The 22,332-nt window shown below is 39.0% G+C and carries 22 protein-coding genes and 1 riboswitch; of the genes, 18 read left to right on the top strand and 4 right to left on the bottom strand.

Features of this window, described 5'->3' with window-relative positions:
• The first annotated feature begins 622 nt into the window (after positions 1–622).
• The 15 genes from M3183_RS09050 to M3183_RS09120 all read left to right on the top strand — a co-directional run bounded on the left by M3183_RS09050 (position 623) and on the right by M3183_RS09120 (position 15,795).
• Positions 623–1,789: an acyl-CoA dehydrogenase family protein gene (locus M3183_RS09050; RefSeq protein WP_251468684.1), complete on the top strand. Its 1,167-nt coding sequence runs from the start codon at positions 623–625 to the stop codon at positions 1,787–1,789.
• A 107-nt stretch (positions 1,790–1,896) separates the two neighbouring features.
• Entirely contained in the window at positions 1,897–3,498 is a 1,602-nt protein-coding gene (locus M3183_RS09055; protein WP_251468686.1) for a class I adenylate-forming enzyme family protein, read from the top strand.
• Positions 3,499–3,688: 190 nt separating this feature from the next.
• On the top strand, positions 3,689–4,900 hold the full coding sequence (locus tag M3183_RS09060; protein ID WP_251468689.1) for an ABC transporter substrate-binding protein: 1,212 nt from the start codon (positions 3,689–3,691) through the stop codon (positions 4,898–4,900).
• Positions 4,901–5,055: 155 nt separating this feature from the next.
• Entirely contained in the window at positions 5,056–5,457 is a 402-nt protein-coding gene (locus M3183_RS09065; RefSeq protein WP_251468691.1) for a VOC family protein, read from the top strand.
• 33 nt (positions 5,458–5,490) lie between these two features.
• Positions 5,491–6,399, top strand: coding sequence for a branched-chain amino acid ABC transporter permease (locus M3183_RS09070; protein ID WP_251468693.1), 909 nt, complete (start codon positions 5,491–5,493; stop codon positions 6,397–6,399).
• The gene (locus M3183_RS09075; RefSeq protein ID WP_251468695.1) at positions 6,396–7,376 is read left to right on the top strand and encodes a branched-chain amino acid ABC transporter permease; all 981 of its coding nucleotides are present in this window, start codon (positions 6,396–6,398) and stop codon (positions 7,374–7,376) included. The genes M3183_RS09070 and M3183_RS09075 overlap by 4 nt, the downstream gene beginning before the upstream one ends.
• 21 nt (positions 7,377–7,397) lie before the next feature.
• Positions 7,398–8,177 (top strand): ABC transporter ATP-binding protein, encoded by a 780-nt coding sequence (locus M3183_RS09080; protein WP_251468697.1) that lies wholly within the window; start codon positions 7,398–7,400, stop codon positions 8,175–8,177.
• A complete protein-coding gene (locus M3183_RS09085) occupies positions 8,161–8,880 on the top strand; it encodes an ABC transporter ATP-binding protein (RefSeq protein ID WP_251468699.1) in 720 nt (239 codons plus the stop codon). Before M3183_RS09080 ends, M3183_RS09085 begins: the two co-directional genes overlap by 17 nt.
• A 14-nt stretch (positions 8,881–8,894) precedes the next feature.
• Positions 8,895–9,650, top strand: coding sequence for an SDR family NAD(P)-dependent oxidoreductase (locus M3183_RS09090; protein ID WP_251468701.1), 756 nt, complete (start codon positions 8,895–8,897; stop codon positions 9,648–9,650).
• 23 nt (positions 9,651–9,673) lie between these two features.
• A complete protein-coding gene (locus M3183_RS09095; protein ID WP_251468703.1) occupies positions 9,674–10,429 on the top strand; it encodes an SDR family NAD(P)-dependent oxidoreductase in 756 nt (251 codons plus the stop codon).
• Positions 10,430–10,468: 39 nt separating this feature from the next.
• A complete protein-coding gene (locus M3183_RS09100) occupies positions 10,469–11,047 on the top strand; it encodes a TetR/AcrR family transcriptional regulator (RefSeq protein ID WP_251468704.1) in 579 nt (192 codons plus the stop codon).
• Positions 11,048–11,126: 79 nt separating this feature from the next.
• Positions 11,127–11,924, top strand: coding sequence for an enoyl-CoA hydratase/isomerase family protein (locus tag M3183_RS09105; protein WP_251468706.1), 798 nt, complete (start codon positions 11,127–11,129; stop codon positions 11,922–11,924).
• 65 nt (positions 11,925–11,989) lie between these two features.
• A complete protein-coding gene (locus M3183_RS09110) occupies positions 11,990–12,814 on the top strand; it encodes an enoyl-CoA hydratase (RefSeq protein ID WP_251468708.1) in 825 nt (274 codons plus the stop codon).
• 18 nt (positions 12,815–12,832) lie between these two features.
• A complete protein-coding gene (locus M3183_RS09115; protein WP_251468710.1) occupies positions 12,833–14,026 on the top strand; it encodes an iron-containing alcohol dehydrogenase in 1,194 nt (397 codons plus the stop codon).
• A gap of 320 nt (positions 14,027–14,346) precedes the next feature.
• Entirely contained in the window at positions 14,347–15,795 is a 1,449-nt protein-coding gene (locus M3183_RS09120; protein WP_251468712.1) for a CoA-acylating methylmalonate-semialdehyde dehydrogenase, read from the top strand.
• 181 nt (positions 15,796–15,976) lie between these two features.
• On the opposite strand, the gene M3183_RS09125 is transcribed toward M3183_RS09120, so the two are convergent.
• From M3183_RS09125 to M3183_RS09140, 4 genes are all read right to left on the bottom strand, one after another.
• Complete coding sequence (locus tag M3183_RS09125) at positions 15,977–16,849, bottom strand: metallophosphoesterase (protein ID WP_251468714.1); 873 nt, start codon at positions 16,847–16,849, stop codon at positions 15,977–15,979.
• 164 nt (positions 16,850–17,013) lie between these two features.
• On the bottom strand, positions 17,014–17,130 hold the full coding sequence (locus M3183_RS09130; protein ID WP_251468717.1) for an anti-repressor SinI family protein: 117 nt from the start codon (positions 17,128–17,130) through the stop codon (positions 17,014–17,016).
• A 28-nt stretch (positions 17,131–17,158) separates the two neighbouring features.
• A riboswitch (cyclic di-GMP riboswitch) is annotated at positions 17,159–17,244 on the bottom strand.
• A gap of 168 nt (positions 17,245–17,412) precedes the next feature.
• Positions 17,413–18,120, bottom strand: coding sequence for a DUF421 domain-containing protein (locus M3183_RS09135; protein ID WP_251468719.1), 708 nt, complete (start codon positions 18,118–18,120; stop codon positions 17,413–17,415).
• A gap of 12 nt (positions 18,121–18,132) precedes the next feature.
• Positions 18,133–19,182: a lactonase family protein gene (locus M3183_RS09140; protein WP_251468721.1), complete on the bottom strand. Its 1,050-nt coding sequence runs from the start codon at positions 19,180–19,182 to the stop codon at positions 18,133–18,135.
• Positions 19,183–19,378: 196 nt separating this feature from the next.
• Between M3183_RS09140 and M3183_RS09145 the strand changes: the two genes are divergently transcribed.
• From M3183_RS09145 to M3183_RS09155, 3 genes are all read left to right on the top strand, one after another.
• Positions 19,379–20,083 (top strand): DsbA family protein, encoded by a 705-nt coding sequence (locus M3183_RS09145; protein WP_251468723.1) that lies wholly within the window; start codon positions 19,379–19,381, stop codon positions 20,081–20,083.
• 4 nt (positions 20,084–20,087) lie between these two features.
• A complete protein-coding gene (locus M3183_RS09150; protein WP_251468725.1) occupies positions 20,088–20,495 on the top strand; it encodes a disulfide oxidoreductase in 408 nt (135 codons plus the stop codon).
• Between the two features lie 136 nt (positions 20,496–20,631).
• Positions 20,632–21,942 (top strand): uracil/xanthine transporter, encoded by a 1,311-nt coding sequence (locus M3183_RS09155; protein ID WP_251468727.1) that lies wholly within the window; start codon positions 20,632–20,634, stop codon positions 21,940–21,942.
• The last annotated feature ends 390 nt before the right edge of the window (positions 21,943–22,332 follow it).

Consider the following 22,332-nt stretch of genomic DNA (forward strand, 5'->3'; position numbering starts at 1 on the left):
TTACTATCTAGAATTAATTTTTTATGATCTGATATTTTAATTCTTTCTGCTGCAAAATATTTAAAATAATTCCTTGCTTTATCTAAATGATAGACACTCCTTCTGGGGGAATATCCTTAATTCACTCGTACTATGCAATTTCTCCTGTGATAAGCCAGTTAAAGAAACTACGAAAATCTCACACATAATGAAATAAGGTAATGGGGCAGCCGATGTATTGTTTGGCATCCTCATATTCACCACCATAATAGTGGAAAATTTTAGGCAGTTAGTCCATTTTTTATAGCCAGTTGATACATTTATTTATTCCTAAATACATATATTAATTCCAGCTTATAGTGCAATTAAATATTTTATTTAATAGAGAAAGTCACATACCACCAATGCAGTCGCCCCCTCTATAGTCTGTTAATCCACTAATAGTTTTATGGTATTTTTCAATCCTTTTTTTATTCCATCAGATAAAATATTTTATTAATGGACAGAAAATTTTATATATTCAAAAAAGTTCTTGACATTCAGATTGTGGATAAGTTAAATTAAGATTACAAACTGTTGAGTAGACTGGTCAGTATACCTGTTGGTTTCACTTAAATTCTTTACATTTAGGGGAGGAACAAAGATGACTTATCAGCTAACACAAGACCAAGTTGCATTATGGGAACATGTATACCACTTAGGCAAGAGATATGTAGAGCCACATGCTTCAAAATGGGATCAAAATTCGGAATATCCTTGGGCTATTCATGAAATTCTTAAAGAACAGCTTTTGTTTGGAGCACTTGTACCAAAAGAGTATGGTGGTCTGGGACTTTCAGTTGTGGATTTCACGGTTATATTGGAAGCGATTGCATCATCCTCGGCATGCGGCGCAACATTAGGGACACTTGAAACACATTCATTAGGGGCACAGCCTATTTTAATTGCGGGGACTGAAGAGCAAAAGAGGAGGTGGCTTCCGCAAATTGCAAGTGGTGACTCTCTTTGTGCATTTAGTCTAACGGAGTCTGGTGCTGGATCAGATGCTGGGTCTATCACCACAAGGGCGGTAAAGGATGGAGACAGCTATGTCATTAATGGAAGCAAAGTCTTTTGTACGTTAGGTAACCTTGCTCGTTATGTTACTGTTTTCGCTAAGACGCAGCAGGACGTTGGTACACGTGGAATTACGGCATTTGTGATTGATACTCAAAAAGCTCCTGGATTTAAAGTGGGTCGTGTTGAAAAGAAAATGGGATTACGAGGTTCTCCAACTGTTGAGCTTATTTATGAAGATGTTCGAGTACCGGTTGAGAACAGACTTGGGAATGAGGGTGAAGGATTTAAAATTGCAATGGAAACATTATCAAAGGGAAGAGTTGCTGTAGCTGCAGATTCGGTAGGAATTATGGATTACGTAACGAAGTATGCCGCTGATTACGCAAAAACACGTACTCAATTCGGACGGCCGCTCTCAAATTTACAAGCGATACAATTTATGCTGGCTGATATGGAAATTCAAACAGAAACAGCACGACAAATGACCTACGCTGCTGCTAATGCTCTTATTTCAGGCGAAAAAACAAGATCAGAAATAGCTAGGCTAACGGCTATTGCGAAATGTTACGCTACTGACGTAAGACAAAAGGTTGTAAGTGATGCCATACAAATATTAGGCGGATACGGTTACATGCAAGATTATCCATTAGAAAGAATTCATCGTGATAGTAAGATTTATCAAATTTTTGAAGGTACAAATCAAATCCAAAGATTGGTTATTGCTAGATCGGTTTTAGCTAAAGAAAAATAAATGTTTGTTTGAAAGTAAATTTAAGAGGATTAAAAATCCTTTTCGGATAGTAAATATATACCAGGTGGTTGGGACTTTCAAAGTATATAGAAGGGAAGGAATTTAAAATGAGTAATAGTTTGCCATTACCATCAGAGTATAGTCCGCGGACAATCAATGAGCTTCTTTTGGACCGTGCGAATCAATATCCAAATAAGCTCGGTTTTGTTGGAAAATTTCATGATGGAGAATATCATTCTGTAACATATTTAGAATGGATTAGGCTCACTGATAAATTGGCTGGATCCCTATACCATATGTTTGGTGTAAAAAAAGGCAGCAAAGTTGCATGGGTTCTAGATAATAGAAATGGAGGGGAGGCTGTACTTCTATATCATGCGGTACTAAAACTGGGAGCGATTAATGTTCCTATTAATCCACGGTTAACAACAACTGAGATCAAATATATTCTTGAGCATTCTGAGGCTGATTTATGTTTTTTTAGTATAGATTCGAAACATGTAATGCAAGCAATTGAGGCAATGTCTATTAAAACTATTCCAATCGTCATTGGTGATGAAACCATTCAATCAAATACTAGTAATTGGGATGAGGTGATGAAAGATCCAGGCTTCACCCCCCCAGTTATTGACATTCAAAGTGAAGATGACGCTAACCTGCTTTATACTTCGGGAACTACAGGCCATCCTAAAGGAGTTCTTCATACCCATGGGTCATCTATAGCCGCGGGAATCGGCTGGTGTGATGCACTAAGAATGCGGCAGCAAGATGTTAATCAAACGCCCTTTCCAATTTTCGTTGGGGGATGTCTTCATTTTAATGGACTGGCGATTTTATGGGCTGGGGGCACCTTTGTAATAGATGACTATCAAACTGAGAGCAGCCTGATGCTAATGGATAAATACCGTACTACTGTTTATGTTGCAGTTCCTTCTATCTATCAATATATCTTGGAATCTCCAATTTTAGAGGATGTTGACTTAAGTTGTTTAAGGATTCTGGATTATGGAGGGGCAAGCATGGCTCCTTCGATAATCAAAAGGATGCAGGAGGTTTTTCCTAACACTGGCTTAGTCCAATCATATGGTTTAACCGAGGCAGGCCCAGGTGGACTTTATCTGAGCGAGGATTATGCTCTTTCTAAGCTAGGGTCAGTAGGAAACCGTGGAATGTATCGTCATATGCATTTCAGGGTAGTTGATGAAAATGGTAATGATGTAGGGCCGGATACTATTGGGGAATTTATTCTTCGTGGCCCATCTATTATGAAGGAATATTATAAAAACCCTGAGGCAACCGCAAACGCCTTACGTGACGGATGGCTCTATACTGGGGATCTTGTCAAAATGGACGCAGATGGTTTTGTATATCATATTGATCGAAAGAAAGATATTGTTGTGCGGGGAGGATATAATATTTCCTCTGCTGAGGTAGAAGCAGCTTTATTAGATCACCCGGCCGTTTTGGAAGCAGCAGTTGTAGCGAAACCACATGAAAAGTTAGGTGAGGACATTAAGGCGTTTGTGGTTCTACGAAGAGGCCGCAACATTAAGGAAGCTGAGTTGACAGAATTCTGCAGAAAAAAACTAGCCGATTTTAAGGTCCCAAGGGATATTACTTTTCTAAGTGAATTACCTAAAAGTGCCGTCGGGAAGGTCCTAAAACGTGTTTTAAGGGAGGACTTACTTTTAAAAGGTGAGGATCTTTAAACTTTGTAAAGCGTAATATCCTGTTCGAAACATCAATGGGTTTCTGATTTTCCTGTTTCAGTGTATTTATCTTAAATCAAAGTAACTATTAATTATTAGAGTTAAATATTGGGTTCCTAATTTCCCCTATTGGTTGTGGTTTATGAAATAAAATCATTAAATTAACTTTAAAAACGATGGAGGAATGAAAATGAAAAAACGGAATTCATTAGTCCGGTTACTCGGTTTGATTTTCACTATATTAATAGTTTTAACTGCTACTGCATGCAGTGGTCAAAAAGCTGGGACAGGGGGAAAAGCTGGAGAAAGTACTTCAAATAGTATTAGTAACTCCAGCTCTGGTGATAAAGATACAATTAAGATTGGGCTGATTACGCCAATGACCGGCGGCTCCGCTTCCCATGGAGCAGATACGGTGGATACAGCGAAACTAATTGCTAAGCAAATAAATGATGCCGGCGGGATCCTAGATGGAAGGAAAATTGAGTTCGTAATTGAAGATGACAAATCTTTACCAGAACAAGGTGTCACAGCATTCAAAAAACTGTATTCACAGGGCATTAAATTTTTTACCGGAACGATGAATAGCAGCGTCGCAATTCCAATTACAAATGTGGCGAAAGATTCGGATGCCATTTACCTTATTAGCGGAGCACAGGCACCACAGCCTTTAGAAATGCAAACAAAAGGGAATATTTTCGGTATCCACCATACCAATATTATGTTTGGCCAAAAATTCCATAAGTGGATAATGGATAATTTAAATTTGAAAACCGTTGTTGTGGTAGCAGAGAACACGGATTTCGGGAAAAATGAAATAGCTGCTTTAAAAGCAAATTGGAAAGGAGAAAATGCACCGAAAATTATTGCAATTGAGCATTTTGAACGATCTCAAACTGACTTCAGTGTACTGTTGACAAAGGTACGCAGTCTAAAGCCAGATGCTATATACCTGGCTGCAGCCGGAACTAGTTTGACAGCGTCGTTTTTTAAGCAAGTGGAGCAATTAGGTATTACTTCCCAAAAGCTTATGAATCCAGGAAACATGGCACAGGATTTTGTAAAAGAAGGCGGAAGTGCCGTTGAAGGCGTAATAAGTGCTGATATTTATCATCCTTCCTTGGACAATAAGGTTAATAAGCAGTTTGTAAAAGATTTCAAGGAAATGTATAACAAACTTCCTACTCCTATTAATGTTACAACATGGGAATCACTCAAATTATTGCTGAACTCGATTGAAAAGGCGGGAACAGCTGATGATATTGCTGCTATTAGCAAGGTGTTAAAAGAAACCACTTGGGAAACTCCACGGGGAACACTGACCTTTGATGAAAAAGGAAGGGCACATACGGACAGCTTGATCCTTGAAGTGAAAAATGGAGAAATTGTACCTGTAAAGTAAGCAGTCAGATTAAAAGGGCTTGAAATCAATAGGCAATGTTTAACAAGGGCCGGAGAGATTTGTGCTGTAAGAGGATTCAAATAGAGGGATTTTGAGAGAATGTAACACAGCTGCTCCGGTCTTGTTTTTTAAATGAATATAGGAGGAGAGTTACCATGAGTGAATCTATTTCACAATTTGCTTATATTGCGATCGCAGTAAAAAATCTAGAAAAGGCAGCAAGCTTTTTTGCCGATACATTTGGAGGCGTTATTCATAAATATGGTGGAGTAGAATCAGAAGGCTACAAAGACGTTTTCGTGAAAATTGGAAACTTTAATTTATATTTGATGGAACCTTTAAAAGAGGACAGCGTAATTGGACGATATATAGCCAAACATGGGGAAGGAATCCATCATATTTGCTTTAAATATGAAGATTACCATAAAGCAGTAGCTGGTTTAAAAGAGAAGGATTTACAAATTTTAGAGCGAAACGGAGACTTTTCGTTTGTGCATCCAAAAGATGCATTTGGCGTATTAATAGAACTTGCCCCAGTACCAAATAGTCCACAGTAATGAATTATTTATTTAGAGGTAGGTGTAATCACTATGCTTGAAAGCATTATTCTAGAGGGAATTGTAATTGGCATTGGGTATGCGTTGGTTGCAATTGGTATTTCAATTACATTGCATGTGCTGGATATTGTTAATTTTTCGCATGGAGAACTCTACATGTTGGGTGGATTCTTCACCTTTTTTATTATGCAATGGTTGAACCTGCCTTATGTTTTTGCTGGAATACTTGCGGTAATCTTAACCTCATTGGCTGCTTGGCTCATTCTAGGAAGTATAAGCAAAGTTATTTCCACCGACCGCATGAACACCCTATTAGCAACGTTTGCCATCAGTTTAATGGTGAGTAATGCTGTTAACGTAATGCTGCAGGGCAAATCTGGGACAATAGCAACCCCATTTGTTAAACCTATAATCGTTGGCTCAATGTTTATTCCGGGACAAAGGGCGGTATTACTTATAGTTGGACTAATTACAATTGTTACAATTTGGATTTGGCTCCGGAAAAGTTTTATGGGAAAGAAAATTCGTGCTGTGGCTGAAAATAGCGATGGGGCCCAAATTATTGGGATCGCCACTAATAGAATCTATCGATTTGTATTTATTGGCGGTGGAGCCGTTGCAGGTTTAGCGGGTGTTTTACTCTCTCCGATTACACAGGTTACCGCAGATATGGGACTAAGTACTTTAATCAAAGGTTTTGTGGTACTCGTAATTGGCGGTACTGGCAATATATTTGGGGCTGCAATAGGCGGACTCTCTCTTGGTATCATTGAGTCCTTAGGTGCTGCTTATATTAATAGTGCCTGGAAAGATGTTTTCGGGTATGCGTTACTAATTATTGTTCTTTTGATTCAGCCTTCAACTATTCTTTATTTTGTACGCAGGAAGTTATCAGGGATGAGGAATTCAGATAAAAAGGCAGTAAAGGGGGGGACAATATGAAGAAAATATATTATTTACTAGCAGTCCTGATATTTCTTCTTTTCCCCTTCGTAACGACATCCCCATACCTTCAATCATTAATGATATTAACAGGAATTTTTGCCTTACTTGCCTTTGGATTGGACTTAATGTTTGGATATACCGGAGTTGTTTCCTTTGGTCATGCGGCGTTTTTTGCTATAGGGGCTTATATAACAGGTATCCTAACAGAGCGGATGGAATGGTCACTGGCAGCAACAATTCCATTTGTTATTATAGGTTCAACTATTTGCGGGCTTTTGATTGGTTTAGCTACGATCCGTATTGGAGGAATATATTTTTCCTTGGCCTCCTTAGGGTTTGCTGAAATTATTAGATTAGTAGCATTGAATTGGTCTGAACTAACACATGGACCTATGGGATTGGTGTTGAATCCGGAAAAACTTCGACTGATTGGGTCTATTCCATTAAAAGGCGAGATGGCGTTTTATTATCTAGTTTTGATTACGGTCCTTATTACGATTTATTTTGTGTACCGTATGCGGAAAAGCTGGATTGGCCGGGCACTAATGTCTATTCGTGATAACGAGCCTCTTGCTTCCTCAATTGGCATAAGTCCTGTACTTTATAAAGTTATTATCATTTCAGCAGGAGGAGGGATTGCTTCAATTGCGGGTTCTTATTATGGTTATTACTACGGATTAATCACTCCTATGGTTTCGGGTGTACACTATACAACTATCGCCCTTCTTGCAGTAATGGTAGGAGGCCGTGGAACCCTTGCAGGACCTTTGTTAGGAGCCGCTATCTTCGCATTAGTTCCAGAACTTATTCCAGGAGAGTTCAGCGATTTAATTTTTGGGGCAATCTTACTTATTGTTATCCTATTATCACCTAACGGTTTAGCTCCAGTATTAACCCGTACTTTTCTTTCCTTTCGAAAAAAGTTTAATAGGGTTAAGAAAAAAGAAGAAGGGGAATTAGATGTAGGCACTTAAAAAGGAGGGGGGAATCCGATTATGGCATTATTTGTCGAGGAATTAACAAAGGATTTCGGAGGACTGCGGGCATTAAGCGGGATATCATTTAGTGTTGAGCCTGGAAAAATTGTAGGTCTTATCGGTACAAATGGTGCAGGAAAGACGACTTGCTTTAATGTGGTTACTGGTTTTTCAAAACCAACTTCGGGCAGAGTGATGGTAGATGGAACTGATATAACTGGAAAACCAAGCCATCAATTAGCTCGTAAGGGAGTGATACGGACCTTTCAACAAACGAGCCTGTTTGGAAAGTTAACTGTTTATGATAATGTTCGTGCAGGTCTGCATCGTCATAGAGGATCTTCCGCGTTGGATGTTCTTTTCAATACGAGAAAATATCGCGAGGATGAAAAGAAGATCAATCAACAAGTGGATAATGTACTTGTGCAGCTCGGTTTGATGGGCAGGTCTGGTATACAGGCAGATGAACTGTCATATGGCGAGCAAAAAAGACTGGCAATCGCTGTAGCCTTAATTTCTAAGCCTAAGTATCTTCTTTTAGATGAGCCTGCTGCAGGCTTAAATCCCCAGGAAACAAGTGAATTATCGTCATCGTTAGCATCTTTAAGAAGTGATCAATTTGGCATTTTACTGGTAGAACATGATATGAAAATGGTAATGGAAATCTGTGATTATATCGTAGTCTTAGCATCCGGGAAACTTTTAGCGAAAGGAACACCTGAAGAAATACGTACAAACACTGCTGTAATTGAGGCCTATCTGGGGGGAGGAAAAAAGGAAAGTGTTAATAGTAGATAATATTTCGGTCAATTACGGGAAAATGCCAGCAATTCGTAACCTTTCCTTTTCTGTTCAAGAAGGGGAGTTTATTACGATTCTGGGATCCAATGGTGCTGGAAAAACAACAACATTAAAGGCAATTTTAGGTCTGCTTCCATCTCGTACAGGAAAGATTTTATTTAATGATGTCGATGTTACCAATATGTCTCCTTCTGAAAGAATACGAATGGGACTGAGCCTGGTGCCTGAAGGCCGTCAAGTGTTTCCAGGACTATCTATTGAGGAAAACTTAGAACTTGCTTACTTTGTTTCCCATCCAGGAAAACGAAATCGTAGACATTATAAAGAAATGATGGAAAGAATGTTTACACTCTTTCCTAAGTTGAAAGAAAGGTTAGTCCAAAATGCCGGCAGTTTAAGCGGAGGAGAACAACAAATGCTTGCGATAGCAAGGGGACTGCTTGCAGAACCAAAACTTCTGATGCTGGATGAACCTTCTTTAGGTCTTGCCCCGGTAATTATCGATCAAGTTTTTGAAATTTTAAATGAATTAAATAAAGAAGGATTAACCGTCATTATCGTTGAACAGGATGCACATCGTGCACTTGAGGCCTCTCAAAGAGGCTATATTCTCGAAACTGGTACTGTCACTCATGGCGGCAGGAGTAAGGATTTACTTGAAAGTCAAATTGTACAAAATGCATATCTAGGTCAAACTTAAGGGGGAAGGAAACTTTGAAACCTTATAGCATGCACAATCAAGTTGCGGTTGTGACAGGAGCAGGAAGAGGAATAGGGTTTGCTATTTCTCGTACTCTGTTAAACCACGGAGCAAAGGTAGCATTATTGGATTATCACTTACCACAAGTAGAGGAAGTAGCTTTGTTACTGGATAAAAGCGGAGAAAATGTAATTCCGTTAAAAGTTGACGTTTCGGAACAAAAACAGGTAGAGAATGCCATAGGAAAAATCAAAGAAACCTGGGGACGAATCGATGCCATTGTTAATAACGCGGGTGTTCACGAACTAATACCATTACTCGAATTAACTGATTTACAATTTGAAAGAATGCTAGGGATTAATTTACTTGGAACCTATCATTGCACTCAAACAGTACTTCCAACAATGGTTTCCCAGGGAGGCGGTTCTGTTGTTGCCATCTCTTCAGTTGCCGGTGTTTTAGGTTCTAAAATAGGGGCAGCTCATTACTCTGCTTCTAAAGGTGCTATTATTCCATTTATAAGATCCATAGCCAGAGAGATGGGGCCATCTGGAATAAGGGCTAATTGCATTGCTCCAGGTTTGATTTCTACACCGATGACTGCTGGATTTGGTGAGTTTGAAATAGATGCCTATACAAAAGGGATTCCTCTTGCACGTATTGGAAAACCAGAGGACATTGCGGATGCTGCAGTATTTTTATGTTCTAATGCCAGTCGTTATGTTACAGGTCAGGTTTTAAGTGTATGCGGTGGGGCGTTAATGGCTTAATGTTTGAGAGGTGGTAATAAAATATGGACGCTTTTAAGATGGATGGTAAGGTTGCATTAATTACAGGGGCTCGCAGGGGAATCGGTTTAACAATTGCACGAACTTTTGCAAATAATGGTGCACGATTAGCATTAATAGATTTAAATTCTGGAGAGTTGGAAGAGGCTGCTGAGGAATTGGTCTCCAATGGTGTTGAGGTTCTTGCTTTACCAGGGGATGTGACGAATAGTGAAGGAATAAAATCAATTACGGAACAGGTAATAAAGAAATGGGGAAAGGCAGATATACTCGTGAATGCCGCGGGAATTCATGATCATGTTCAAATTGAATCTCTTACTACAGCTAAATTTAAAAAAATGCTGGATGTTAATATTATGGGAGTTTTTCATTGTACTCAGGCGGTACTTCCTTATATGATACAGCAAAAAAGTGGTTCTATCGTTTCAGTTGCCTCTTTAGCAGGACTTCGCGGGCACCCTACAGGTGCATCACATTATGCTGCATCAAAAGGAGCCGTCATCTCATTTATGAGGTCGGTAGCCAGGGAAATGGGTGAGTATGGTATCCGGGCAAATTGTGTTGCCCCGGGTATGGTAGATACCGCTATGATAGAAGGGTATACTAAGGAGGAACGAGAAAATTATGCGCGGAGCATTCCTTTAGGGCGGATAGGTAAACCCGAAGATATTGCAGACGTGATTCATTTTCTTTCCTCAGATGCCAGCAGTTATGTAACAGGGCAAGTCCTAAATGTCTGTGGTGGTGTCTTAATGGCCTAAAATTATATTCGATGCACAGAATTTGAATGGAGGATATTTATGGGTAACAAAACTCGTGATGAAATAGTTAATGCAGCAGTTAACTTGTTTCAAAAAAATGGATATAGGAATACCAGTGTAGATGAGATTGTAAAGGAAATTAACAAGACAAAGTATTCATTTTATCGAGTTTTTGATGATAAGGAGGAAATTTTATACATTATCCACGAAAGCATAATTAGTGATCTACTGTCAGATGGAGAAAGAATTGTGGAAAAGGATATTTCAGTTGAAGAAAAGATTGGTCAATTGATTGGTCTGATAATGAATAACATGCAAAACTACCTATCATATGTTACGGTCTTTTTAACAGAAATGCAATCATTAACAGGTGAACGATTGGCTGACGTTGTTGATAAAAGGAATCGTTTCTTCCAAATAGTATATAATGTTCTCTCAGAAGGAATAGCGAAAGGTAATTTGCGGGCAGATTTAAATCCGAAAATGTTAACGCTCGCATTGCTTGGAATGTGTAATTGGATGTATACCTGGTTTTCACCTGAAGGGGAGTTTGAAGCTGCTGAGATTGGTAAGATGTTTTTGACATTATTTCTTGAAGGGGCTTCGGCAAAGAAATAAGAGATAATTTCTCTAAACAATTCATTGGTCGAATAGTTGTATATGAATAACTAATAATCTTAAATAGGAGTGTTAGTGAATGGAATATACTGGTTACGAACATATAGTGTTTGAAAGAAAAGAGAATGGTGTTTTGTTTGTAATATTGAATCGTCCAAATGAGTTAAACACGATAAACGAACATCTTCACGAGGAATTATCAAGGGTTTTTCTTGATATTTCCCGTGATACCAACACAAAAACGGTTGTCCTTACTGGAGAAGGAAAGGTATTTTCTGCTGGAGGGGATATTAAATGGATGAACTCTCTTAAAGATTCATCCTATAAGATTATTAAAGAAGGAATAGATATTATTAGAAGATTAATAGAGGTACCACAGCCTGTGATTGCCCGGATTAACGGACATGCGACAGGTCTTGGCGCTACAATTGCACTATACTGTGATATGATAATCGCTTCGGATAGAGCAAAAATTGCAGACCCACATGTTTTGGTCGGGCTGGCTGCAGGAGATGGAGGGGCTGGAATATGGCCAATGGTTTTAGGTCCAGCCAGAGCAAAACAATACCTATTAACCGGGGACCCTATTAAAGCTGAAGATGCTCTTAAACTTGGATTAATCAATGAAGTTGTTCCATTTGAGGAACTAGACAGCCGTGTAAATTATTGGGCGGAAAGGCTGTCAAATGGCCCGCAATTGGCGATTCAATTAACAAAGAGATCTATTAATCGTCATTTAAGGAAAGTAGTTGATGAAATAGTCGAACCATCTATGCTGTATGAAGCACTTACCTTTTATAGCGAGGAACTTAAAGAAGGTGTAAGTTCATTTTTAGAAAAAAGAAGTCCTGACTATAACAAATTCAACATTGAATAGAACATATGGATGACCTCATGTAAAAAAGGAGATATATCAATATTTTAAACTAGTGAGGAATAATCATGGACTTTGAAACTATTTTATTTAAAAAAGAGGATGGCATCGCTAGAGTAACTATGAATCGACCTCATGTCAGGAATGCACAAAATGGCCGAATGATTGAAGAAATGGATGAGGCATTTAGGAACGCTGAACATGATCCGGAAGTGAAAGTAATCATTCTTGCCGGGGCAGGCACATCCTTCTGTTCTGGTCATGATTTAAAACTTTATCCTGTAGAAGACGGTGCACTATACCGTGCTCCCAATGTAGAAGGAAAATGGGAATATGAAAGAGAGTACTTCTTTAAAAAAATGTTAAGAACTTGGCGAATGAAGAAACCAGTTATTGCCCAAGTTCAGGGATATTGTTTAGGCGCAGGCTTTGTCATCGCAAATATGTGCGATTTAATTGTTGCTTCCGAGGATTCAAAATTTGGCGATCCAGTAGTTAGAATGGGAGCAGCTGCAGTCGAAGTATTTTGCCATCCATGGGTATTACCGCCGAGAATTGCAAAAGAAATATTATTTACAGGTAATTATATTGAAGCCGGCCGGGCACTGCAATATGGCATGGTTAATAAGGTGGTTCCCTTAGAGAAATTGGAAACTGAGTCACAAGCAATGGCTGAACATATTGCCAAAATGCCGCCATTTGCAATTGGAATGATTAAACAATCCGTTAACCGGACACTTGATATCATGGGATTTTATAATTCGATTAATGCTCACTTTGATACTCACGCGCTTTCACACTGGACGGACGAAACGCTGCACTTATTTGAAGAAAATAGAAAAAAAAATAAAAGCATAAAAGACTTTATAAAGGATCGGGATCAAAAATATTAAGTGAGGAGTGATTGACAGGTGGAGAATATTGCAGTGCTCCGAACACCCCAGACCATTATTTATAGACAAAATTCTTTTAGAATGGTTGGAAAAGAAGCAAATAATCGGGGAAAAAAGGCCCTCATAGTCAGTGATAAAGTTATGGAGCAATTGGGGAATATTGAACAGTGCTGTAAATACCTCCGGGAAATGGGGGTAGATAGCAGCATCTACAGCGGGGTAAATACAGAACCCATAGATTGCTATGTTGATGAGGCAATGGAGATTTTAAAAAGTGAAAAATGTGATCTAGTAATTTCCCTTGGTGGAGGGAGCTGTATTGATACGGCAAAAGCTGTATCGGTCTTGGCTTCAAATGGCGGTTATATTGGGGATTATATGGGAGGTAAAAAGATAGCCGAAAATAAGCCAATTCCACACATAGCGATTCCTACAACCAGCGGTACCGGATCAGAGGGGACCGATGTGACTGTCATTACAAACACAAATAGTGATGTCAAAATGATGATTAAACAACCTTTATTTCTGCCTGAAGTGGCAATTGTCGATCCTATTTTAACATTATCCTCGCCACCGCAAGTAACTGCTGCGACCGGGGTAGACGCATTAAGTCATGCAATTGAAGCATACATTTCAAAATTAGCTCATCCCATGACAGACATGCTTGCACTATCAGCCATGAAATTAATTGTGAATAATATTGAAGATGCCTATATTAATGGATCCAACCTTAAAGCCCGTGAGGCAATGTCTTTAGGCTCCCTGCAGGCAGGTATGGCTTTTTCCAATTCTTCTGTTTGTTTGGTACATGGAATGTCAAGGCCGATTGGAGCATTATTTCACATTCCACATGGAATTTCCAATGCCATGTTATTGCCAGCTGTTTTAGAATTTAGCAAGGAGGCTTGTATCGAACGGCTAGCCGACTTGGGAAGAATTTTTAAGCGAAATAATGATAGTATTTCTAATGACGATGCAGCAGATATAGCTGTAGAATCGGTGAAAAAACTCTGCTTAAACTTGAATATCCCTAATCTTAAAAATTGGGGAATAGATAAAAAGGATTTTGATCTAGCCATCAGAAAAATGACTAGAGATGCTATTAATAGTGGAAGCCCGTCAAATAATCCAAGAGTTCCAACAGAAAAAGAATTAGAAGAACTATATCAAATTTGTTATGATTATCAGTTTACTTCAAAACAAAAAGCATAATATTATGAAAAGTGCACAATAAATTTACGAAAAATTCTAATAAAGGATCTATATCTAATGGAATTAATTAATAACGTAATAGTGAAATAAACTTGGAAGTAAAATAGTTTTGAAATAAAAGACTTTTTCATGAAAGCATATAAATTTATAAACCTGATACCAAAAGATTGGCGGAACCCTTACTAGAGAAATGGAGTTCTTTGTGTTTAAGCAGGTCATTCCTGTAGGTTTTTTTGAAAATTCCCAAAAATGATATAAGAGTAGAGAACATTTAGAAACTCGAAAATTAGTTACTAATAATTAGTTAGGAGCGTATTAAAATGGTAAATTATTTAAAAAATTTAATTGGAGGACAATGGGGTGAAGCAAAAACTGAAAAATCAGAGCCAGTGTATAATCCTGCTACCGAAGAAGTCATTGCTTATGTTCCATTATCTACAAAAGAAGATTTGAATGAGGCTGTCAAAGCAGCTGCTGAAGCATTTGAAACCTGGAAGGAAGTTGCTGTACCAAAACGTGCCCGCATCTTATTCAAGTATCAGCAACTATTAGTTGATCATTGGGAAGAGCTGGCGACATTGATTACAAAAGAAAATGGTAAAAGTTTCACAGAGGCTTACGGTGAAGTACAGCGTGGAATTGAATGTGTAGAATTTGCTGCCGGTGCACCTAATTTAATGATGGGTAACCAGCTTTCGTCTATTGCTACTGATCTTGAATCTGGTGTTTACCGCTATCCTATCGGAGTGATTGGGGGGATTACGCCGTTTAACTTTCCTATGATGGTTCCATGCTGGATGTTCCCTATGGCTATTGTAACTGGTAATACTTTTATACTAAAACCATCTGAACGTACCCCGCTTCTTGCTAATCGTTTAGCGGAACTTCTTGAAGAAGCAGGACTGCCTAAAGGTGTATTTAATATCGTTCATGGAGGCCATGATGTGGTAAATGGACTCCTTGATCACGAAAATGTTGCAGCTATCTCATTTGTCGGTTCTCAACCAGTTGCGGAATATGTTTATAAAAGAGGTACACAAAACTTGAAACGAGTTCAAGCACTTGCAGGAGCGAAAAACCATTCAATCGTCCTCAAAGATGCAAATCTTGAGAATGCCACAGACCAAATTTTAAGTGCAGCCTTTGGTTCTGCAGGAGAGCGCTGCATGGCATGTTCGGTAGTTGCAGTTGAAGAGTCCATTGCTGATCAATTTATTGAAAAGCTTGTTCAAAAAGCGAATAATATCAAAATTGGAAATGGTTTAGATGAGAATGTATTTCTTGGGCCGGTGATCCGTGAAGGCCACAAGCAACGGACACTGCAATATATTGAAACTGGGGAAAAAGAAGGGGCAAAACTAATCCGTGATGGCCGCAATGATGATGCAGCCAAGTACAATGGGTATTTTGTAGGACCTACTATCTTTGATCATGTCACCAGTGAAATGAAAATATGGCAGGATGAAATTTTTGCCCCTGTGTTATCTATCTGCCGGGTAAAAAATCTTGATGAAGCTATTAATCTAACAAATAAATCAAAATTTGCAAACGGTGCATGTATTTTTACAAATGACGGAGGCAGTGTCAGAGCATTCCGCGAAAGAATGGATGCTGGCATGCTTGGAGTTAATATTGGTGTACCAGCTCCAATGGCGTTCTTCCCATTCTCGGGCTGGAAGGATTCATTCTATGGAGATCTTCATGCCAATGGAAAAGACGGGCTGGAGTTCTATACCCGTAAAAAAGTCATTACCACTCGATGGGTGTAGTGGGTAATTAAATCGTTGGGCTTTTGAGTTGCTTTAAAAGATTCCACTCTTTCAATGTAACCATTAACAGCAACTAATTTAGTTTTTCTAAACTTTTGGTCATAATAAAAACTGCACATCCCATTGTTAATGTGTCTAACAATGGGATGCAGTTCAGGGTGACTGGTCCTTTCATTACAAATCATGCTTTTTTTAAATGAAACACCGTAATCTCCGGCCTGCACAAAAAACGTATCGGCAGGTTTGTCGTCCCAATCCCGCGGTTCACATACAGCGCCATTTGACTGTCCCCAACATGATAGAGCCCATCTGCATATTTTTCAGCCATTTTTTGTTTGATGATGGACCCGAAATACGGAAGCCGCACCTGGCCGCCATGGGAATGTCCGGAAAACTGGGCACTGATCGGGTACTTACAGCTCTTATCGGCAATATCGGGTTCATGGGCTAAGAACAGCACACAGGAATTCTGTGGAATGCCTTCTACTGCTTTAGCGATATTCGGAAACCCGTACATAGCATCATCGATCCCTGCAATATATAGCCGCATACCATCCGCTTCGATAAAATCATACCTATTTTCTAACACTTCAAATTGGGACTTTTGTAAAGCGGAAACAACCCAGTTCTTTATCGACATATCATGGTTCCCAATAACGGCCCATTTTCCTCCTCGTCCTGCTTTTATTTCTTGCAGAATGGGTATGTAGCGATCTGGCTGCATATTTCCGGCCTGAATAAGATCACCAGTAAAGAAAATGATATCTGGCTGAAGGTCATTAATCATTTTTACAACAGGTTTAAATTCGTCACTATCATAGTGAAATCCCATATGAATATCGCTGAATTGGACAATCTTCCAGCCCTCAAAAGCGGCTGGAAGGTTCTTGACCTTTAAATTGATTTTCTTTATTTCATACCAAAAACGTTCAATTCTATAGGAATAGCCGCCAAGCATACTGCTTGCTGCGATGAAGCCTAAATATAATTTGGTTGATTTTTTTAAAAATGTGCGGCGGGAAATCCGTTTTGGTTCACCTTGTAGGTTGTTCATAATACTCCTTTCAAACAGATTTTACCTGTTTGAATATAAGTTCTTTTTTAAGAACATTATATAAGTTCCAAAGGAATTATACAAATTAAAAAAAGGAATTTTTTAGGTAGGAAAAGAGCTTCAATAGCGACTTTAGTTATAAAAAAAGAGACCCTGCAATGGTCTCAATTCCTATTAAGAAAGTCTCTAATTTCATCCATAGATAATCCTAAATTTTGAGCTTCCTTAATGAGTTCCACCCACTCGATATCTAGTTCTGTGTCACAATCAAGTGCAGCCAAAATCTAACCCCCTAAAATATGGACTATTTTAGGCAGCACAGCCGTCATAGTTTTTTAGACCTTAGACCTGTAGCTTTGCGTCCCCAATTTTCAAAAGGTTTGCCTTTATCTAATTAACGTAGTAAATAAGAACTATCTTAATTGTACTATACACATAGTAAAAACCTACCAAATAAAATCCCAAAAGTTTCGACAAATTTTTCCAGATGTTTTGCCTATTCTTTTTCGATAGACACAAAAAGCATTAGAATCCGTGAAGATTCTAATGCTTTTTGTCGACATTTATTTATACAAAAAAACTGATAATTTTTTCTGTGAGTCTACTGTGCCCAACAATACATTCGTAACTTCCGCCTGATATGCAGACTTCAAACGATTAATGAGCTGAGCTTCTTTCATATCGATTTCCTGCAGGACAGAGCGTTGAATTTTTCCTTCCTTAATTACAATTCTTGGCAGTTCAAAAGCCCCTGGATTTGCTGGATTGGTTGCTGGAGTCATTGGTTCGTATTTTGGATCCGGGAAAATGGATATTTCTCCACCTGATTCCCATAGGGCCAATGCGACTTTATTGACGTCCTCTATTTTTTCCTTCCTTAATACAGATAACAAATAATCAATTGAAATTCGTGCCTTTTTTAATCCCTCATAAATAATTTTTCCATCCTTAATCAGTGGAAAGGGGACAGAATCTATTTTCTGCCGCAGTCTGGGGAAGCGTAAGGTTAAAAAAATACCGAAAATGTACATTATGACGATGACTACCGTCGAAATCAATGCCCCCTTTAACCCTATGTGAGGATCTGAAAGGGGGTGTGCGATTATATTTCCCAGCATTAATGCCACCAAAAAATCGAGAAACCGCATTTGCGATATCGACCGCTGCCCCATTATTTTTACAGTAATAAGCAGGAAAAGGAAGGTAATAACCGACCTTATGATCCATCCCAATGCTGACAATGACTCCTGCCCTTGAAAGAAATCTACCATCGCTGCACCCTGTTATATATGAAGAAATTTAACGCAAACCGGATAAGGAACCTTACTATTAGACGAAATCAAGGTGAGTCTTCCAGATTCTTGATCTCTTTTATATAGAACAAGATTTCCTGATTCCTGGTTGGAACCGACAATAAATTTTTCACTCGGATCTAAATCAAAATCCCTCGGCCAATCTCCTTCAGAAGAAACTTGTTCCACAAAGCTTAGTTCACCTGTTGCTTGATTGACACTAAAAACAGCAATACTGTTATGACCGCGGTTGCCGGCATATACAAACCGGCCATCGGAAGAAATATGAATCGCGCTGCCCTGGTTGTTCTCTTTAAAATCTTCAGGGATGGTGGAGATATACTGCTTTTCTGTAAAATGACCGTTTTCAGCATTATAATCCAGTACAATCACTTCGGAGCTGAATTCCGTCATGATATAAGCAAATTTTTCATTAGGGTGAAAAACCAGATGCCTTGGACCGCTCCCTGCTTTTAACGGAAGCAGCTTCACTTTTTCAAGTGTTGCATCCTCATTCACCTTATATGTAATGAGTGCATCAATTCCCAGTTCAACCACCATCAGATATTTTTCATCCGGGGTAAGTCCTGCATAATGTGAATGTGCCTTATCCTGTCTTGGATCCGGACCGCGGCCTTCATGTTTGATGGAAGAAGCTGCAGGTAAAATCGAACCGTCAGCGTTAATGCGGTGGGATTCCACTGCTCCTTTGTGGTAGTTCGCGCTGAATACATATTGGTTCTTATGATCCACACTTACATAGCATGGAGAGGCCCCTGGTGAAAGCTGGCGATTCAATTCTGTTAATTCGCCTGTCTGCCCCAAGGAAAAAGCTGCAACACCGCCATTATCACCATCTTTTACAACTGAGTAAAGATATTGATTATCCTGGCTGATGGCTAGGTAGGTAGGGTTCCCTAATTCAGCCGCTGCCTGGACATCCTCGATGTTTCCTTCATCTGTATTTAACGTAAAAGAATAAATTCCTTTACTATCACCTTTTGTATAAGTTCCGATAAACCCTTTAAATTTTTCTGACATCGTTTGATTCCCCTCTAAGATTGTTATCTGTTTTATTCTACCAAACTGGATGGAAATTTATAAAAAATAGGTCTTTACAAAAAGTCTTGAATTAAAAGAATTTTTATTTGCAATCTTTTTAAAGATAGGTGATATTTAATCTAGGAAAGAATATTGCTTTTGCATTTTTACATAGTTTTTTAAAAGGAGTTTGATCATGGCAAATAAAAAAAACACAAAGCAAACAAAGAATTCCTCATCCAAATTTGTATTTTGGATGATTGGACTGGTAGCAGTAGGCGTATTGGCATTAATTTTCCTCAATAATTTTTCCGACAAAAAGGAAGAAACCAAAACCCAAACATTTGATATCGATTACTCGAATCAGCCGTTCCTGGGTGATGAGAATGCGCCAGTTTCCATTATTGAATTTGGGGATTACAAATGTCCGATGTGTAAAGACTTTACTCAAAATGCCGTACCGTTTATTCAAAAAGAGCTTGTGGATACTGGAGAAGCCAAGTTTTACTTTATGAACTATTCATTTATTAATATTGATTCTAAACGTTCCGCGCAATTTGCAGAATCTGTCTATCAGGAACTTGGAAATGATACATTCTGGAAATTCCATGAAAATCTATATAAAAAGCAGCCTAATGATGCAAAGGCTGAAAAAGAGGATATTTATACCGAGCAATTCTTAATTGACACCTTAAAAGAAGTGGCAAGTGATGCCGATGTCGATAAAGTGGTGAAAAACTTTAAAGCACAAAAATCCATGGATGCCTGGGAAAAGGATATGGATTATGTGAAAAAATTGGGTGTAACAGGAACACCAACCATGTTTGTGAATGGAAAGATGTTTACAGGACAAACCATGGACGATTTAAAAGATATGGTAGATAAAGCGGCAAAGGAGTAGTCATATGAACAAATCTTTGCTTCTGTCTTGGATTGCGGCTATTATTGCAACGCTTGGCAGTTTGTATTTTAGTGAGGTTATGCACTTTGTTCCCTGTACATTGTGCTGGTACCAGCGGATTTTTATGTACCCGCTGGCGATTATCTTAGGAATTGCCGTTTACCGGAATGATACAGGAATCTCGAAATATGTTCTTCCAATATCGGTCATTGGTCTCCTGATCAGCGGTTATCATACATTGCTGCAAAAGATTCCGGCGATGAAACAATTTGAAATGTGTACATCTGGTGTGCCTTGCTCACAAGATTATCTTAACTGGTTTGGGTTTATCACCATTCCATTATTGGCGTTTGTTGCGTTTGCTATTATTACGGTTTGTATGGTAATTTTAGCCCGTAGTAATAAAGAATAAATTTGCTAGAAAGATATCACAGTACTAGTTACTGTGGTATTTTTTTGCCAAAAAAGAAGAGTACATTTTTCTCTTTCAAGAAGTTTCCAATTAGTGTAAGGTGGAATTTAGAACAAATGAAAAAGAGAGGATTGCAATGAATCAATTATCAAAATCCACACAGTTCTTTGCAGGACTTCAGTGGCTGTTTTTTATGTTTGCGAATACGGTTGTTATTCCGCTGACAATTGGGGATGCCTTTGATTTATCATCCGTAGAGGTGGCCAGTGCCCTGCAAAGATCGTTTATTTATACGGGGATTGCCTGTATTCTTCAAGCTGTTTTCGGGCACAAATACCCGCTGATGGAAGGGCAGTCAGGTTTATGGTGGGGAGCCATTTTAAGTTTAAGTGCCTCTGCCTCCTCTGCAGGAATTAGTGTAGGAGAACTTGGCGGAGGGCTGGCCGTTGGAATTATTTGTTCAGGCATTTTAGTAATGATTCTAGGGGCACTTGGAATGGGGAATGTATTAAAACGTTTGTTTACCCCTGTTGTCATGAGTACCGTATTATTCCTGCTTGCCTGCCAGTTAATTTTGATTTTTACCAAAGGGATGCTGGGCCTTGCCACGAGGGATGAAATACATATACCGACCGCTTTGTTATCGATCTTCTTAATTCTTTTAACAGCCTGGTTGAACATAAAAGGACCAAGAGCGATTCGGAATTTTTCGATTCTGATTGGGATTGTGTCCGGCTGGATTATATATGTTTTATTGTTCCCGGCCCCTGCTGCAGACGAGCATGTGTCGACAAAGCTGTTTAATCTTTTTCCATGGGGAACACCAACATTCAGCCTTGGCCTGATCATTATGGCTGTCATAACGGGTTTGGTAAACACGACGAATACGATTGCCGCGGTAAAAGGAGTCGAACCAATCATAAAAACATCCACTTCAGACGGGCAATATCGTAAATCATTTGTGTTAACAGGGATTAATTCCGTAGTCTCTGGGCTATTTGGAATGGTCCCATATGCACCATATGTGTCATCATTAGGATTTTTACAATCCACCTTAATAGTTGAACGTATGCCGATGGTCATTGGTGCAGCTATGTTTATAATCCTTGGCTTAGTTCCGCCCCTCAGCCATCTTTTTTCAACACTGCCGATCAGTGTCGGGGACGCGGTTTTATTTGTTGCCTATTTGCAGCTATTCAGCGGTGCACTTACTAATTTAGAGGGAATTCGTTTTACACAAAAAACAATCTATCGTATTGCCGCGCCAGTTTTATTAGGAATTGCCATCATGAATATTCCAGTGGAAATGTTCGGCTCCATTCCCATGCTGGTCCGTCCGCTATTAAGCAGCGGCTTGCTAATGGGGATTATATTGGCGGTGGTTCTTGAGAATACGGTGAATTGGTCGAAACTGGAGAAGGTGGATTCGCAGAAAAAGGTGGGGTGATTGGGGGAAGGCGGATTTGATTAGCGGATAATGGACGCCAATTAGCGGAATAACGAATGCTAATCAGCGGATATCGAGTGCAATTAGCGGATAACACGAGTCAATCAGCGGATACCGAGTGCAATCAGCGGATTACACGTCTCAATCAGTGGATAATGACCGCCAATCAGCGGATAACAATCTGCAATTAGCAGCAAACACTCTTCAATTGCTGCACACTACTCATTTTCTATCATATAGCCATAAAAAGAGCTTCCTTGAACCGAATGGGAAGCTCTTTTCATGTTACGCCTCTGAAACATTTCGTAATAAACCATCCTGTGCCTTCCTCTGCTGGAAAATATACGGGATAAAACTATCTTAGGATAAAAATTCCAATCAGCAGAGGAA

This window comes from Neobacillus mesonae (genome assembly GCF_023715155.1).
Classification (GTDB): domain Bacteria; phylum Bacillota; class Bacilli; order Bacillales; family Cytobacillaceae; genus Neobacillus; species Neobacillus mesonae_A.